The 15,038-nt window shown below is 65.1% G+C and carries 16 protein-coding genes; 4 read left to right on the top strand and 12 right to left on the bottom strand.

What is annotated here, in order from left to right; translation table 11 throughout:
* Positions 1–28: 28 nt before the first annotated feature.
* The 5 genes from G6N42_RS03325 to G6N42_RS31675 all read right to left on the bottom strand — a co-directional run bounded on the left by G6N42_RS03325 (position 29) and on the right by G6N42_RS31675 (position 4,747).
* On the bottom strand, positions 29–2,206 hold the full coding sequence (locus tag G6N42_RS03325; RefSeq protein WP_174262003.1) for a thiamine pyrophosphate-dependent enzyme: 2,178 nt from the start codon (positions 2,204–2,206) through the stop codon (positions 29–31).
* 12 nt (positions 2,207–2,218) lie between these two features.
* Entirely contained in the window at positions 2,219–3,136 is a 918-nt protein-coding gene (locus G6N42_RS03320) for an arginase family protein (protein ID WP_163726037.1), read from the bottom strand.
* A 107-nt stretch (positions 3,137–3,243) separates the two neighbouring features.
* A complete protein-coding gene (locus G6N42_RS03315) occupies positions 3,244–4,017 on the bottom strand; it encodes an HAD-IIA family hydrolase (RefSeq protein WP_163726035.1) in 774 nt (257 codons plus the stop codon).
* Positions 4,018–4,061: 44 nt separating this feature from the next.
* The gene (locus G6N42_RS03310) at positions 4,062–4,406 is read right to left on the bottom strand and encodes a heme-binding protein (RefSeq protein WP_163686147.1); all 345 of its coding nucleotides are present in this window, start codon (positions 4,404–4,406) and stop codon (positions 4,062–4,064) included.
* A 47-nt stretch (positions 4,407–4,453) separates the two neighbouring features.
* The gene (locus G6N42_RS31675) at positions 4,454–4,747 is read right to left on the bottom strand and encodes a hypothetical protein (RefSeq protein WP_232076462.1); all 294 of its coding nucleotides are present in this window, start codon (positions 4,745–4,747) and stop codon (positions 4,454–4,456) included.
* A 327-nt stretch (positions 4,748–5,074) separates the two neighbouring features.
* On the opposite strand from G6N42_RS31675, the gene G6N42_RS03305 reads away from it, so the two are divergent.
* Genes G6N42_RS03305 through G6N42_RS03295 form a run of 3 tightly spaced genes read left to right on the top strand, consistent with a single transcriptional unit; the run spans position 5,075 to position 7,965 of the window.
* Positions 5,075–5,632 (top strand): hypothetical protein, encoded by a 558-nt coding sequence (locus G6N42_RS03305; protein ID WP_163726033.1) that lies wholly within the window; start codon positions 5,075–5,077, stop codon positions 5,630–5,632.
* Between the two features lies 1 nt (position 5,633).
* Positions 5,634–6,953, top strand: a complete 1,320-nt coding sequence (locus tag G6N42_RS03300; protein ID WP_163726030.1) for a Dyp-type peroxidase — start codon at positions 5,634–5,636, stop codon at positions 6,951–6,953.
* Between the two features lie 10 nt (positions 6,954–6,963).
* Entirely contained in the window at positions 6,964–7,965 is a 1,002-nt protein-coding gene (locus G6N42_RS03295; RefSeq protein ID WP_163726026.1) for a hypothetical protein, read from the top strand.
* A 27-nt stretch (positions 7,966–7,992) separates the two neighbouring features.
* Here the strand turns inward: G6N42_RS03295 and G6N42_RS03290 are convergent, their stop codons facing one another.
* Genes G6N42_RS03290 through G6N42_RS03265 form a run of 6 tightly spaced genes read right to left on the bottom strand, consistent with a single transcriptional unit; the run spans position 7,993 to position 13,632 of the window.
* A complete protein-coding gene (locus G6N42_RS03290) occupies positions 7,993–8,886 on the bottom strand; it encodes an HpcH/HpaI aldolase/citrate lyase family protein (RefSeq protein WP_163726023.1) in 894 nt (297 codons plus the stop codon).
* Positions 8,886–10,094 (bottom strand): CaiB/BaiF CoA transferase family protein, encoded by a 1,209-nt coding sequence (locus G6N42_RS03285; RefSeq protein WP_163726020.1) that lies wholly within the window; start codon positions 10,092–10,094, stop codon positions 8,886–8,888. The genes G6N42_RS03290 and G6N42_RS03285 overlap by 1 nt, the downstream gene beginning before the upstream one ends.
* Positions 10,091–10,426, bottom strand: coding sequence for a hypothetical protein (locus G6N42_RS03280; RefSeq protein WP_163726017.1), 336 nt, complete (start codon positions 10,424–10,426; stop codon positions 10,091–10,093). Before G6N42_RS03280 ends, G6N42_RS03285 begins: the two co-directional genes overlap by 4 nt.
* Positions 10,423–11,724, bottom strand: a complete 1,302-nt coding sequence (locus G6N42_RS03275; protein ID WP_163726014.1) for an aromatic ring-hydroxylating oxygenase subunit alpha — start codon at positions 11,722–11,724, stop codon at positions 10,423–10,425. Before G6N42_RS03275 ends, G6N42_RS03280 begins: the two co-directional genes overlap by 4 nt.
* The gene (locus G6N42_RS03270) at positions 11,721–12,608 is read right to left on the bottom strand and encodes an enoyl-CoA hydratase/isomerase family protein (RefSeq protein ID WP_163726011.1); all 888 of its coding nucleotides are present in this window, start codon (positions 12,606–12,608) and stop codon (positions 11,721–11,723) included. Before G6N42_RS03270 ends, G6N42_RS03275 begins: the two co-directional genes overlap by 4 nt.
* Before the next feature lie 10 nt (positions 12,609–12,618).
* Entirely contained in the window at positions 12,619–13,632 is a 1,014-nt protein-coding gene (locus G6N42_RS03265) for a TIGR03621 family F420-dependent LLM class oxidoreductase (RefSeq protein WP_163726007.1), read from the bottom strand.
* A 36-nt stretch (positions 13,633–13,668) separates the two neighbouring features.
* Here G6N42_RS03265 and G6N42_RS03260 point away from each other — a divergent pair, with 36 nt between their 5' ends.
* On the top strand, positions 13,669–14,373 hold the full coding sequence (locus G6N42_RS03260; RefSeq protein WP_163726004.1) for an SDR family NAD(P)-dependent oxidoreductase: 705 nt from the start codon (positions 13,669–13,671) through the stop codon (positions 14,371–14,373).
* A 17-nt stretch (positions 14,374–14,390) separates the two neighbouring features.
* On the opposite strand, the gene G6N42_RS03255 is transcribed toward G6N42_RS03260, so the two are convergent.
* On the bottom strand, positions 14,391–15,014 hold the full coding sequence (locus G6N42_RS03255) for a TetR/AcrR family transcriptional regulator (protein ID WP_163726001.1): 624 nt from the start codon (positions 15,012–15,014) through the stop codon (positions 14,391–14,393).
* Positions 15,015–15,038: the final 24 nt, after the last annotated feature.

The raw sequence follows: 15,038 nt of genomic DNA, 5'->3' as shown, positions 1-15,038 counted from the left end.
TCAAGCTATCAAGCGTCCAATCCATGCCTCAGGAGCGCGCGAGTTTGATCGCGGCTGCCTCGATGGTGTCCTCCGACAGCAGGACGTGCAGCGCCGCATCGCCGAGGGGGATGAAGCTGTCGTTGCTGGCGACGCGGTCGAGCCGGCCCGCGAAACCGTGCTTCCCCAACGTGGCCAGCACACCCTCGCCAACCCCTCCGGTCTCGCGGGTTTCGTCCACGATCAACACTCGCCCGGTGGCGTCGGCCTCGCGCAGCATGTCATCCACAGGCAGCGGCGCCAACCATCTCAGGTCGACGACACGCGCGTCGATACCGACCGACGCGAGCCTGCGCGCAACCCGCAGGCTCATCCGCAGTCCGTTGCCGAAGGTGAGCATCGTCAGATCCCTACCCTCGCCGTACGTCCGTGCCCGACCGACCGCCACGCCGGACTCCGGGTAACGCGCAAGCCAGCCGTCGTCGCTGTCCTCGTGGAGATCTCGCGTGTGATACAGCGCGATGGGCTCGAGGAACAGGCACACCGCGCCTGCTTGGGCCGCCGCCGCAGCACATGTGTGCAACATCGCCGCGGCGTCATCCGGACGCGCGGGCGACGCGATGACGACACCCGGGATGTCACGCATCGCGGCGATCGAGTTGTCGTTGTGAAAGTGCCCGCCGAAACCCTTCTGGTAGCCGTACGCGGCGATCCGCACAACCATCGGATTGCGGTACTGGCGATTGGAGAAGAACTGCAAAGTCGCCGCCTCCCCGCGAATCTGATCGGCGGCGTTGTGAAAGTAAGCGAGGTACTGGATTTCGGGAATCGGCAGCAGACCCGAGACGCCCGCCCCGAGCGCGAGACCAAGGATGGCCTGCTCGTCGAGCAGCGTGTCGAATACGCGGGCCGAACTGGTCGCCGCCAGCAGTCCGCGTGTGACGCCGTACACCCCGCCCTTCCGGGCGACGTCCTCGCCGAAGATCATCGCCTCCGGGTAGCGGTCCAGGATGTCGTGCAGCGCACGGTTGATCGCCGTCGCCACCGTGATCTGCGCATCTGTCTCGCCGGACTTGACCGAGGCGACCAGCGATGCGGGGACGGCGTCCCGGATGGCGTCGCTCGCGGTGCGCAGCGGCTCCATTACCGCATGCGCACTGTCGAGCTGCGCCAGCTCGCTGATCTGGTCGGCGAGTTCGATGACGTTGGCGCGCTTGGCTTCGTAACGGTCGAGCGTCTCCGCAGGTGTCAACACGCCGGTGTCGATCAACAGTTTCGCGATACACAGCACCGGGTCCCGGGCGTAGTCCGCGGTGATCTCCTCGGGACGCCGATATGCCGGCTCGTAATCGGAGCCGGCGTGACCCATCAACCGCACCGTACGCAGGTGCAGGAATGCCGGTCGCCGCCGGTTCCGTACCCACTCGGCGGCCGCGGTCGCCGCGTCGAAGGTCGCCGCGAGATCCGAGCCGTCTGCTGCGAAGTACGCCAAATCGTCACGCCCGCCGTATGTCCGCTCGATCCAGCCGGACGGTGTCTGCACGCTGATGCCGATTCCGTTGTCCTCGCAGACGAACAGCAACGGCATCGGCACACCTTGATACGCCGAGTGCAGTGCCGTGTTGATCGCCCCGACAGCGGTCGAGTGGTTCACCGACGCGTCGCCGAAGCTGCACACCGTGACCGCGTCGTCGGGCCACGCGCACGACACCCCGAGCTTCTTGGCCCGCGCGATCGAGAACGCCACGCCGACCGCGCGCGGAAGATGCGAGGCGATGGTCGACGTCTGCGGAATGATGTGCAGGTCGTAACGGCCGAACACCTTGTGCCGCCCGCCTGCGATCGGCTCATCGGTGGCCGCGACACAGCCGAGCAGCACATCGCGCAGCGCGTCACGACTTTCGACCAGAGCGGCACGAGCGAGATAGAAAGCGCCGGATCGATAGTGCAGCAGCGCAGGATCGGTTGGCCGAAGCGCGGCGGCCACCGCGCAGTTGCTCTCGTGGCCGGATGAACCGATGGTGTAGTAGCCCTTGCCCCGCGACCTCAAATAGCGCGCGGCCAAGTCGAGATGGCGGCTGCCCAGCGCGACGTCGAACAGCGCCAGGCACGCGCGCGCCGACAGCGCCGAACCGGCCCGGATGGGTTCGTCATCCGCAGGTCGCCGCTGCGCCGCGGCCATCGCCGAGATCGTCGCGGTGAAGTAGTCATCGATGGGTTCTGCCACGAATCTCCTGCGCTAGGGGCTTAATGTCGTGCGAGCCAATGCGTTTCGAACGAACTGAACAATGTTCGCCGCATCGGTTCGGTCGTGGTCCTGATCGGGGTCGTAGATTGCCAAACTGGCGCCCACGCAGTGCGCCCGCGAGCCGAACAGCGAAACAACCAGATCGGTGAGCTGATCCCAGGTAAGCCCGCCGGGTTCGTCCGCGACATCGGGTAAACCCTGCGCGGGAAACTCGAGCGGATCGAGCACGTCCAGATCGATGTGCAGCCACCACCTGTCGACGTGAGCGGCGAGTTCTGCCATCGCGGCGCGTCCCGCACCCGCCGGGTCATCGGCGACCTCCGCGAGCGGGGCAAGCCACACGCCGCTGTCCGCGAGTGTGCCGACATTGAATCGCCGCCTCCACGCATCGTCCCGGGGTCCGAGCACGATCAGTTGTTCGGGCCGCAGTGCCGGCAGTCGATCGCCAAGGCCGCCGGCGAGCAGCCGACCGGTCAGACCCAGCAGCAGGCCGATCTCGGTGTTGGCCGCCTCCCCGTCCTCCGATACGTCGAGCGGCATGGTGTCCTCATGGCCATCGACGAATACCAGTCCGACATCGCCGACATGATCACGCAGACCGGTCACGACGCCGAAGAGCGACGAACAATCGCCGCCGTATACGACAGGGAACCGACCTGCCAGGACCGCCTCGCCGACACGGATGTTCAGCGCGTCGGTCATGGCGAGCAGCGCGGTTTCGTTGATCAATCCGGTCGACGCGCCGCGTCCTCGATCCGGCTCGGGCAACACCAGGTCATGGGTCGTGACGTGGTGATGGTCGAAGGCATCGGTCAGCCCGGCGTTGTGCAGCACCTCGGCGGCCCTCGCCTGGTTCCCGGGACGGCCGTAGCCATCGAAGGGCACCCCGATCAATTCGATGTCGGCCATCGCTGTCACCCCTCGGTGATCAGCGCGCTGTCATCGCGACCGCTCAGCAGCAGGACGCCGTCACCGTCGATGATCACACCCCGAAGATACGGTGAGTTCTACGGAGATCACACCAGTTCGATGGCCTCGGCGATGGACGGCAATATGCGGCTCGGGCGGAACGGATAGCGCTCGATGTCCTCGACCGAGGTCGAGCCCGTCAGCACCAGGATGGTCTCCAGCCCGGCCTCGATACCGGCCACGACGTCGGTATCCATCCGGTCGCCGACCATCACGGTGTTCTCCGAGTGCGCCTCGATACGGTTGAGGGCGCTGCGGAACATCATCGGGTTGGGCTTGCCGACGAAGTAGGGTTCACGACCGGTGGCCTTGGTGATCATCGCCGCCACCGACCCCGTCGCAGGAAGCGGACCCTCGGCCGACGGCCCGGTCACATCAGGATTCGTCGCGATGAAGCGGGCGCCGCCGAGAATCAGGCGGACGGCCTTGGTGATCGCCTCGAACGAATACGTCCGGGTCTCGCCCAGCACGACGAAGTCGGGGTCCACGTCGGTGAGTGTGTAGCCCACGGCGTGCAGCGCCGTGGTCAGGCCGGCCTCGCCGATCGTGTACGCCGACCCGCCGGGCAACTGGTCGGCCAGGAAAGCGGCGGTGGCCAGCGCGGACGTCCAGATCGATGCCTCGGGCACTGTCAGGCCCGAGCGCAGGAGCCGGGCGGACAGATCCCGTGGCGTGAAGATCGAGTTGTTGGTCAGGACCAGGAACGGGCGCTGCTTGTCGACCAACCGCTGCAGAAACTCGGCTGCGCCGGGCAGCGCGTGTTCCTCGCGAACGAGCACGCCGTCCATGTCGGTCAGCCAGCAACGCGGTTCTGAGCGCACCGGTCCAGTGTGTCAGGCCGCGCGCCGTCCGTAGGGATTCCGGACTAGCCCATCGGCATGTCGGGCATCGGCGCGTTACAGCGGTCCCGGAAATCGGCCGCGGCCTGCCGCACGGCGCGCAGCTCGTTGCTCACCTGAGGGTTCGCGTCGAAGTACGCCTGGATGTCGGCGGTCATCTGATCGCGGGGCTTGCCCTTGAGGCTTGTGAAGAAGGCGTTCACCTCCGGGTGCGTGAACAGATAAGACGACGTGCCCGCGGACACGCCGGCCATCACGCCCGCAAGGTCGGCGGCCGTGCAGTTCGGCGGATCTGCGGCCGCCGTTGCCACGCTGCCGAAAACCATTGCACCGGCGATCATGCCGGCGCCTAGAACGCTGCGAGAGAACATATGAAGCTCCTTACTCGAATGGACAATCGGATCTTGGCGCTGCTCGGTCACCGTGGGCCTATGCCTGGGCGTCCGCCACCACCACCGCCACCGCCTCCAGGACCTCCGGGGCGATTTGGACGCCCGGGATCCCAGATGATGTCGACGCCCCAGTCATCGCTGCAATACCAGGGGTCTGCGCAGTACCCCGGATAAGCCGGACCTGCTTGGGGGGCGGTCGGGCCCCCGCCGCGCACCGTGCCCTGAGCGCACACGGTGGCGCCGCCGGCGTTTGTGCAATCTGCCAAGGCCTCGGGTGCCCCGGCGAGGGCGATGGGTACAGATGCCACAGCCAACCCCATGATCAGATATCGGTGAAACAGATTCACGGCTCCCCCTTTCCGCGAGTGAAAGGATCCGTATGCCCGCAGACTACGGTCACGAGCACGTCTCACCACGAGATTTGCAAAATTGACCCAACCGCAATGGCCAAGCTAAGAGTCGGACTCCGCTGATTTTCGCCGCCGTACGACAAAGCCGCTGGGACCAGCTAACTTTGGGCACGCCAGTACCATTCGAAACACCCCTCGGCTAGCTCGCCAGCTGTGTGCCTAGTACTGCGAAACGCGCTGCGGACCAAGCCCTGAGTGCTAGTGTCCGGCTATCCGGGTCGGGGCTTGGGGGCGGAAATGTCGCGAGATGAAGTGTGGTCGAAACCCGCCGCGATGGCGATCCCCAAAGAGGGCTACTTCGAGCTCGAGCGAGGTCGCTACGGCCCCACCTATCCCCGCACCCCGGCCTGCTACGGCTTCTCGATCATCGCGAAGGTCAAAGAGGGCCGCGAAGAGACGGTGCGGGCCTACGGAAAGACCATCGAGGAGACGATCGCGGCCAGCCCGGACGCCTTGGCGCCGCTGCGACTGCACTATCTCCGCTGGGTGCTCTTCGACGTCGGGTCCGGGCTGCACTTTCAATATCAGGGCATCTTCGACACCGATTTCGACAAGTACACCGAAGACGCGGTCGCGTTGTTCAGTGCCACCGGTATCACCACCGTGTTCACCAATCTCGAAGGCTTTCCTGAAGATTGGAAGGAGAACCCGGAAGCGTTTGTGAAGTTCGTCCGCGAGCACCAGTGCCCCAGCTTCCTGGAGTACGGCGAGTACCCCTACGTCACCGCCGACGAGATCAAGAAGGCGCTTCGGTTGAAGGCGGCCTTTTCGGACATGCTCGACCAGATGCAATGACGTGCTCGAATTCGACGACATCCAGCACATCCTGCTGACTCGAACTCCGGCCATCACCGGGCGGTACGAGTTCCTGACGTTCGACACACCCGAGGGCGGAAGGGCGTGGCTTTCGGAGCTTCTACCCACGACCCAGTCGGCCACCGATGCCGTCGCCACGATGGACGAGTCGGATCGTTGGGTCACGTTGGCCTTCACCTGGAACGGTCTTCGTGCGCTGGGGGTGTCCGAAGAATCGCTGGCGACCTTTCCCGAAGAGTTTCGCGAAGGGATGGCTGCGCGCGCCGACATTCTCGGCGACACCGGAACCGCCGCGCCCGAGCACTGGCTCGGCGGTTTGGCGGGCGACGACCTGCACGCGATCGCAATTCTGTTCTCCCGCAACGACGAGCAGTACAAGCGTTCCATCACCGAACACGACAAGTTGCTCGCCCGCACCGACGGTGTGAGGTCACTGTCGTATCTGGACCTCAATGCGACACCGCCGTTCAACTACGCGCACGATCACTTCGGTTTCCGGGACCGCTTATCCCAGCCGGTGATGAAGGGGTCCGGCGAAGAACCGACGCCAGGATCCGGTGCCGCACTCGAACCGGGCGAGTTCATTCTCGGGTATCCCGACGAGAACGGACCGGTGGCGAACCTCCCTGAGCCACAGGAGTTGTCACGTAACGGCAGCTACATGGCCTACCGCCGGCTACAGGAACACGTCGCGGAATTCCGCGACTACCTCCGCGAGAACGCCGAGACGCCAGACGAGCAGGAACTACTCGCGGCGAAGTTCATGGGCCGTTGGCGCAGTGGCGCACCACTGGTCTTGGCGCCTGACAAGGATGACCCTGAGCTCGGGGCAGATCCGATGCGCAACAACGACTTCAACTTCAAGGAGATGGATCCGTTCGGCTATGCGTGCCCGCTGGGATCTCACGCCAGGCGGTTGAATCCGCGCGACACCGCGCACAACATGAATCGTCGGCGCATGATCCGCCGCGGCGCCACGTACGGTGAGGCACTGCCGGAAAATGCGCCCGACGACGGCGTGGACCGCGGCATCGCGGCATTCATCATCTGTGCCGATCTGGTCCGGCAGTTCGAATTCGCGCAAAACGTCTGGATCAATGACAAGACGTTTCACGAGCTCGGCAACGAGCACGACCCGATCTGCGGCACCCAGGATGGCACGCTGGACTTCACCGTGCCCAAGCGTCCGATCCGCAAGGTCCACAGGGGCATTCCGGCCTTCACCACTCTTCGGGGCGGCGCGTATTTCTTTCTGCCAGGGATGAACGCGATGCGCTACCTGGCTTCGCTCGGCGACTAGGAGGATCACCATGCGTGCTCGCACCTACAACCAGAGCCACATCCCACGGCCGCACTCCGGCGGGCGCCGCATCAGCATCTATTGGACGTGGAGCTATCCCTGGGAGTCGCAACGGGATCCGGCCGTCATCGAGAACCGGTTCTCCACCATCACCGAGGTGCGCAACGTCGCATGGCCCGCCTACGAGACACCGGAGTACAGCGCGGCGAACTTCCTGCAGGGCATCGCGGGAACGCTGGAGCTGTTCCACCGTTCCACCCTGGATTTCCAGGCACTGGCCGAGGAGGCAACCGGCCATCCCGTCGCCGTGTTCCAGCGCATCGATCAGGCGGGATACAAACTGCCGATCGACGAGCGCATCCTGGACGACACCGACACGTTGATGGTTTTCGGCCTCGACCATCTGCTCTCCGAACAGGAGGCCGCCCCGGAAGAGATTGCGGCGATCTCCGAGTGGCTGCAACGAGAAGGTACGTGCCTGTTGCTGGCGCCCCACCACGACGTGGGATTCACCGACGACTACACCCAGCGGCAGGTCGAATACGAACATCACGGCGACCGCCTCGTGCCGCGACAGCAACGTTTCGGTCAGTACACCCGCTCACTGATGAAGGCGCTCGACGTCCCCGTCCACAACAGATGGGGACTGCGTCCCGCGGTGGTCGAAGGCACGAAGGAGATCGCGCCGTTGACCGGAAATCTCGATCTCGACGCGGCCCGGCTGCTCGACAACGTCACCACGTTCAATTTCCACCCGCATCTCCCGCACTACGAACTCACTGCACCCGAGGACGACAACCTGCGGGTGTTGGGGCGTCAGCGCGTCGACCCCAACCGACCACATCCGTTCACCGCGGAAGGCAACACCGAGTTCAACGCCTTGATTTGGATGCCGCCCACGGGTGAACGCGCCGGTGACATCGTGCTCATCGACTCCACGCACTTCACCACCCTGTTCGGCGGCACCGACAGCCTGCGCAACCTCTGGCACAACCTCGCGACCATGAAATAACACCCGCCGCTCAGTTGTCCTGACGCGTCATCCTCGGGGGTCGGCTCTGCGCAACACATTCTCCGCATGTCGCATCAGGGCCGCGTCGACGAGTTTCCCGTCGCGCCCGATCGCGCCGGTTCCGCCGGCTTCCGCACGCCGGTAGTCGGCCACGATGGCGCGGGCTGCGGCGAGTTCCTCGCCTGTCGGGGTGAAGATCTCGTTCGCGACGGCCACCTGCGACGGGTGGATCGCCCACTTGCCGTCGTATCCGAGCAGGCTCGCCCGCTGCGCCTCGCGCCGGTAGCCCTCCTCGTCCCGATAGCCCGGATAGGGCGCGTCGATCGCGTAGACGCCTGCCGCGCGCGCCGCCGCGAGCACCTGCACCCGTACGGCATGCCAGTAGTCGCCCGGATAGTCACCGGCCGGTCCGAAGTTGCCGTCGACGCGTGCCCGCAATGACGCCGACAGATCCCCCGCCCCGAAGATCACCGCTTCCACCCGAGGGCTGGCACGCGCGATCTCCGCAGCATTCAGTAGCCCTTCGGCCTCCTCGATGAGCACCTCCACCGCGATCGGACGCGACAGGCCGAGCTTTGCCTCCAATTGGGTGAGCAGGACGTCGACCCACCAAACGTCACGTGCAGTCAGCGCTTTCGGGATGATGATGACGTCGAGCGCGTCCCGGGCCCCGGTGACGACCTCGATGATGTCGTCGTGGCACCACTGAGTGTCGAGACCGTTGATCCGCACCGCTCGGACGGTGGTGCCCCAGTCCAGACCGGTCAGCGCCGCGACGGCCGTCGCGCGGGCCGATTCCTTCACGGACGGGGCGCACGCGTCCTCGAGGTCGAGAAACACCAGATCGGCACCGCTGCGCGCGGCCTTCTCGCACATGTGCGCATCGCTCGCCGGTGTCGCCAACTCGCTTCTGCGGGGCATCAGATCGTCCCCGCGGAGCGCAGGTCCGCAAGCCGGTCGTCGTCGAGCCCGAGTAGGTCTCGGTAGACCGCGTCGTTGTCCGCACCCAGCGCCCGGCCGAGATGGTCGATGCGGCCCGGCGTTTCGCTCAGCCTGGCGACTGGCGCCTGTACGGTCATCTCCCCCAGATCCGGATCGTCAACCGACACAAAAACTCCCCTTGCCCGTAGATGTTCGTCGGCCATTAGTTGCGCCGCATCGTAGACCGGTGCCGCCGCAACGTGTTCGGCGAGAAACACCTTCATCGCGTCGGCGAGTGTGCGTTCGCATATCCATGCGGCGACGAGGGCGTTGATCTCGTCGGCCCTGGCCTGGCGTGGGATCGGGTCGACGTACTCGGGCCGGTTCGCGAGATCGGGCCGGTCGATGGCGCGGTAGAGACGGGCGGCGATGCTGGACGACGCACTCGAAATCGCGATCCACTTGTCATCGGACGTCCGATATGCGTTACGGGGCGCGCTCGCGTCAGCGCGGTTGCCGGTGCGGCCCTGGATCTGTCCGAGCTGGTCGTAGGCCAGCGTGGCCTGTTCGACCAGTCGGGCCAACGGTTCGACGAGGCTGACGTCGACCAGTTGACCACCGCCACGGTGGACATCGCGGTGATACAGCGCCGCCAGCACGGCGTAGGTGGCCGACTGCGCGGCGACGCCGTCGGCGAGCATGAAGGGCGGCAGGGTCGGCGGACCGTCCGCCTGCCCGCAGACGTGGGCGAATCCGCTCATCGCCTCGGCGAGGGTGCCGAATCCGGGGCGGTCGCTGGCGGGCCCGCCGAGGCCGTAACCCGTCACGTGCAGGACCACCAGATTCGGGTGCCGTTCGTGCAGCGACTCGTAGTCCAGCCCCCAGCGGGCCAGAGTGCTGGGCCGGGTGTTGACGACGAAGACGTCGCTGTGCGCCAGCAGGCCATGCAGCAGGTCGCGCCCGACGTCGGTACGCAGGTCGAGCGTGACGCATTTCTTGTTGCGGCTCACGCTTTTCCAGACCAGCCCGATGTCGTCGCGCCGCACGCCCCAGGTGCGCAGCGGGTCACCGATTCCGGGCTGTTCGACCTTGATGACGTCGGCGCCGAATTCGCCGAGCGCGGTCGCTACCAGCGGGCCCGCCGCGAGTGTCGCGGCGTCGACCACCCGCAAACCCGACAGCGGCAGTGCGCTCGCCGGGGTTCTCATAGCGCCGGTTCGGCGACCATCTCGAAGAAGGCTGCACCGGAGTCGGGGATGCGGTTCTGCTTGAAGATGTTCACCGCATACGACACCAGGATCATCGAGAACAGCATGTTCATCAGGCGCTTGGCCGCAGAGTCGAGGTTGTTGACGTCGAGCCCGTCGAGGTAGGCGATGGCCCGTTCGGCATGCGGGGCAATCCCGTCGTAGAACGCCACCAGGTCGTCGTAAGGCCGGTCGAGCCGCGCGGCATAGCGTTCGGCACGGGTGGGCAGCGCCCAGTCGTCGACCCACTGTTCCACCTCGGAGAAGCCCTCCGGTAGTTGGCGTTCCGTCATGACCTCTGCTCCTCACCGAACTGGTACGCCGCTACGGTGTCGCGGATCACGGAGTGGAACTGCCGGATGAGCAGTTCCTGATCGGATAGGTGGAAGGTGTTCTGCGCCCGGGTCTTCAGCGCCGAATGCGTGGCCTCGATCGTGTTGACATCCTGCATCGCGAACTCGATGGTGCTGTCGACCACCACTTCCTGCGCCAGGCGCTCGTGGGCGTTGGCGGGCGGCACGAAATACATGTCGATCTCGTAGATGTGGGTGTCGACTGTCTCGGGCCAGTACGTGTAAGTGATGTAGTAGTTTCGCGCCCAGATCTGGATCGAGATGTTCGGGAACACCCAGAACTGGTCGTTGCCCCACGATGCGATCTCACCGCGGTTGAGGAAGCCGGGCAACGGGCCGATATCGGGCACGTCGTCGGGCCCGAAAAGCCCTGCGCGGAAAAGCTTGTACACCCATCGCTGATCCTGGCGCGGCTCGCCCGCACTTCCCGGTGCGCGCGGCGGAAGGATCGGCGGGCCTGGCACGGAAGTGAGCATGTGCGGGCGAAACAGGTCGTAATGGTACGAGTCGACCGGCGGCACCATCTTCTCGGCCTTCGACACGTCGGGGTCGATGAACCGGCCGTGCACATACGGCGGGTGGTACCACTCGCATACGGAGTCGACGGCCAGTTTCCAGTTGCCCTTGATCTGCGTGGAGAACCCGTAGTGCTGCGTCATGAGGTGGAACGGATACGTCTCCATTCCCAGCAGACCCTCGCCGAGGAACGTGCGCAGCGGCACCGGATCGTCGGCGAGGTTGATGAAGATGAAACCGGCCCACACTTCGCAATGCACGGGCGGCATGCGGAGTTTCGATTTGTCGAGGTCGAAGAACTCCTCCTCGTTGGTGATGTGGTTGACGACGCCGTTGAGCCCGTACCGCCAACCGTGATACTTGCAGGCGAAGGCGCGGCAACTGCCCGATGACTCCTCGGCCGGATGTTCCTGCCAGACCACCTTGTTGCCCCGGTGCGCGCAGACGTTGTGGAAGGCGTAGACGTTGTCGTCGAGGTCGCGGGTGATGACGATCGATGCCAGTCGGCCCGGCAGCTCGCGGGTGAAATAGGAACCCTTGCGCGGCAGGCGTTCCATGCGTCCGACGCACAACCAGCTGCGCTCGAACACAGCCTTGCGCTCGGCGGCGAAGAACTCCTCGGAAATGGAGTCCTCGTAGTTGACCGGCCCCGTGCCGAGGTCTGGGTAGTCGGTGGTGAACTTGCCGCGCCCGGTGGCGAGCTTCTGTTGAATTCCGGTCATGGGGTGACTCCTTGACTGGGCAGTTTTCCGTCGGACCAGGGCTGCTGATCCCAGGGTCGGTCGAGCGGTTCCATCTCTCCTCCGAATGGAAAAAACACCCGCTGGGCATAGGTTTCGCGGCCCAGGCCGTGGCCGAGCTCGTTGACGAACGCGCGCTTGAGCGGATTGGTGAAGAGCTGACGTGTGTACCGCAGCGTCAGCGGTGGCCGCTTGATGAGTTCCCGGGCGTGCTCCCAGGCGCGGTCGATCACCTTGTCCTTCGGGAGCACCTCGTTGACCACACCCCACTCCTTGGCCTCCTGCGCACTGAGCTTCTGCCCCGTCAGCAAGAAATAGCGTGCGCGGTTGTGGCCGGCGAGGATGCTCCAGATCACGTGCTGGCCGTCCCCGGGCACCTGGCCGCGCGGGAAGTGCGACGCATCCTGGAAGTAGGTGTCCTCGGAGGCCAGCACGATGTCGCCCATGATCGGCACTTCGGAGTGCATGTTGCAGGGGCCGTTGACGGCGCTGATCATCGGGACGTCGACGTCGAGCACATTGAAAATGAGATGCCTGGCATACCAGGCCTTCTCGTCGAGCTTGTGCGTGCCCCGGTCGCCGGGCATCGCCTGGTACACGGGCTCGTCGGGTGGTTCACCGTTGGGCAGTCGGCCCCAGTTGGCGTTGTAGTTCTCGCCGGTTCCGGTGTGGATGAGCACCTTGATCTCGCGGTCGCCGGCGATGTCGGCGAAGGCATCCGACATTTCGTCGTGGGCTTTCCAGCTCCACACCAGGCTGTCGCCGTCGGTGTGGCACTGCATGAACAGGATGCCGTCGTCGGTCAGCTCGAACTTGTAGTTGGCGTAGCTGTTTTGGTACTCGCTGAATCTCGATCTCTTCGCCATCGTGCTCCTTTCACGACCCCGCCAGCTGTGCGACGACGGGGGCGAATGACTCGGCGTGGGACTGTCGGACGGTGACGTAGTTGACGCCGTGGAATTCTCGGCGCCGCAGCAAGGTTTCGACGACGGCGTCGGCGGCGCCGATCAGAACGTTGGGATGGTCGCGCAGGACGTCGGGCGACATCTGCGACTTCTCCGCGATGTGCCGGTAGGCCTCGTCGGCGTCGCCACCAATCGAGACGAAGAAGGGTGAACTCTCGATGTCGAGGTCACCGACGCGGGGACCCGCTGCGGCACTGACGTATTCGAAGCGGCGCACGGCTTCCTCGTCAGGACTAAGTCCGTCGTCATTGCGCGCGGTGAACGCCACCGTGTTGATACTGACTATGTCGGCCTCCCGACCGGCGTAAGACAGCACCCGCTTGCCACCACCGCCGATCATGATCGGCGGGTGGGGTCGCTGAACAGGGCGCGGAGTACCCGCATATCCGGTGACGTTGACGTGTTCGCCGGTGACGTCAAGTTCTTCGCCTGCGCAATGCGCCTTGATCAGTGCGATGACCTCTTTGAGTTTCGCGATACGGTGCCCAGGGGTCCCGAATGTCAACCCCATCGCCTCGTATTCGGTTGCGCTCCAACCCGCCCCGATGCCTAGTTCGAGTCGACCGTCCGAGAGCAGGTCGAGCGTCGCGATCTCCTTCGCGAGCACCGCGGGCACGTGGTAGTCGATGCAGAAGACACGGCAGCCGACGCGCAGCGTCGTCGTGTGGGCGGCCGCGGTGGCGATCGCCGCGATCGGCGCAAGATCCTGGCGCGGCGTCCGCGCGGCACGTTGTGCCGGGCCGGGTCCAAGGTAATGGTCGGCGAGCGTCAGTGTGGAGTAGCCCAATTGCTCTACCTTGCGGACGAATTCGCGCCACTCGCGCGCATCGGCTGCATTGGTCGCCTGGACGGCGAAGCGGAATGGCTTTCCGCGCACGGGAGGAGCAGGTTGGCCTTGCGCCACGACGCTCAGAATACTCGCCATTGCGCATTAAGTATACGGTTTTGTATATTTTACTTCGTGAAGACAGCATTGGTCACGGGCGGGGCATCCGGGATCGGCCGGGCCATCGCCGACCGGCTGCGCACCGACGGCAATCAGGTCGCCACCATCGACCTGGCGCCGGGCGACACCGACTTCGGTTATGTCGCCGATGTCACGGATCGCGAACAGGTCGCGGCGGCACTCGACGCCATCCGCGCCGCACTCGGGCCGATCACAATCCTGGTGAACTCCGCGGGAATGACCTCGTTCCGGCGATTCACCAACCTCACTGCCGAGGAGTGGTCGAAGGTCATCGACGTCAACCTCAACGGGGTCTTTCATGTGACCCAGGCGGTGCTGCCGGACATGCTGGACGCCGGGTGGGGCCGAATCGTCAACATCTCCTCATCGAGCACCCACTCCGGATCGCCGTACCAGTCGGCGTATGTGGCGGCAAAGTCGGGCGTCAACGGTCTCACGAAAACCCTTGCGCTGGAATACGGCCCAAAGGGAATCACCGCCAATGTGGTGCCACCGGGGTCGATTGACACCCCGATGCTGCGCGATGCCGAGGAGAAAGGTCTGCTCGGCGGATCAGTCGAGGACATCGCCGCGCGGATCCCTGTGCGGCGAATCGGCACACCAGCGGACATCGCCGCAACCTGCGCATTTCTGGTCTCCGAGGAGGCCGGTTACATCACCGGGCAGATCGTCGGCGTGAACGGTGGACGCTGCACCTAGCTCGCACCAAGCCGCGATCAGCGGGGCATGACACCGCGCAGGAACAGCCGCACCGCGTACCGGAGATGTCGCTCCTGCTGTTCTGACGACCGGAACACGCCGAAGTCGGCCATACGCGCGGGCACGGCCTCGACCATCGCCAGAAACGTCTCGGCCGCCAGTTCCAGGTCCTCGACCTTGATGGTGCCGAGTTCCTCATGGCGGCGCAGCAATTCGGTGACGGCGCGCTGGCGGCCGGCCCACATCATCGACTCCGCAGAGACGTTGAACTCCGGGAACTGTGCGGCCTCGTTGAAGGCGATCCGCTTCAGTCGCACGTTCTCAGGATGTGTGGCGCGCGTCAGCGCTTTGCGCCCGGTCGCCAGAAGCGCGGTCTCCAAATCTTCTTCGTCGATCTCGTCGATGGAGCCGTCGTCGCTGTAGCGAGCCAGCGCCCACGGGATGACGTCAGCGAACACCGCCCGCTTGTCCGGATAGCGGGCGTACAGGGAGCGTTTCGTGATGCCTGCGGCCTTGGCGATGGCCTCCATACTGGCTCCGGCATAACCGAATTCGAGAAAGGTGGCGACCGCGGCCTCACGAACCGCGAGGTCGAGCTTTTTCGTCTCCGCCTGGGTAGGCCGTCCACGCCGAATCGCCACCAGGCGAATTGTACTGCTTCAACG

This window comes from Mycobacterium gallinarum (genome assembly GCF_010726765.1).
Classification (GTDB): domain Bacteria; phylum Actinomycetota; class Actinomycetes; order Mycobacteriales; family Mycobacteriaceae; genus Mycobacterium; species Mycobacterium gallinarum.
Note: the sequence above shows the minus strand (reverse complement) of the source record. Positions and strands in the feature narration are given on the sequence as shown.

Excerpts from the sequence above, each read along its gene's own strand:
- G6N42_RS03320 (WP_163726037.1), bottom strand. The coding sequence starts at position 3,136 with ATGGCCGACATCGAATTGATCGGGGTGCCCTTCGATGGCTACGGCCGT.
- G6N42_RS03310 (WP_163686147.1), bottom strand. The coding sequence starts at position 4,406 with ATGTTCTCTCGCAGCGTTCTAGGCGCCGGCATGATCGCCGGTGCAATG.
- G6N42_RS31675 (WP_232076462.1), bottom strand. The coding sequence starts at position 4,747 with ATGGGGTTGGCTGTGGCATCTGTACCCATCGCCCTCGCCGGGGCACCC.
- G6N42_RS03305 (WP_163726033.1), top strand. The coding sequence starts at position 5,075 with ATGTCGCGAGATGAAGTGTGGTCGAAACCCGCCGCGATGGCGATCCCC.
- G6N42_RS03295 (WP_163726026.1), top strand. The coding sequence starts at position 6,964 with ATGCGTGCTCGCACCTACAACCAGAGCCACATCCCACGGCCGCACTCC.
- G6N42_RS03290 (WP_163726023.1), bottom strand. The coding sequence starts at position 8,886 with ATGCCCCGCAGAAGCGAGTTGGCGACACCGGCGAGCGATGCGCACATG.
- G6N42_RS03285 (WP_163726020.1), bottom strand. The coding sequence starts at position 10,094 with ATGAGAACCCCGGCGAGCGCACTGCCGCTGTCGGGTTTGCGGGTGGTC.
- G6N42_RS03280 (WP_163726017.1), bottom strand. The coding sequence starts at position 10,426 with ATGACGGAACGCCAACTACCGGAGGGCTTCTCCGAGGTGGAACAGTGG.
- G6N42_RS03275 (WP_163726014.1), bottom strand. The coding sequence starts at position 11,724 with ATGACCGGAATTCAACAGAAGCTCGCCACCGGGCGCGGCAAGTTCACC.
- G6N42_RS03270 (WP_163726011.1), bottom strand. The coding sequence starts at position 12,608 with ATGGCGAAGAGATCGAGATTCAGCGAGTACCAAAACAGCTACGCCAAC.
- G6N42_RS03265 (WP_163726007.1), bottom strand. The coding sequence starts at position 13,632 with ATGGCGAGTATTCTGAGCGTCGTGGCGCAAGGCCAACCTGCTCCTCCC.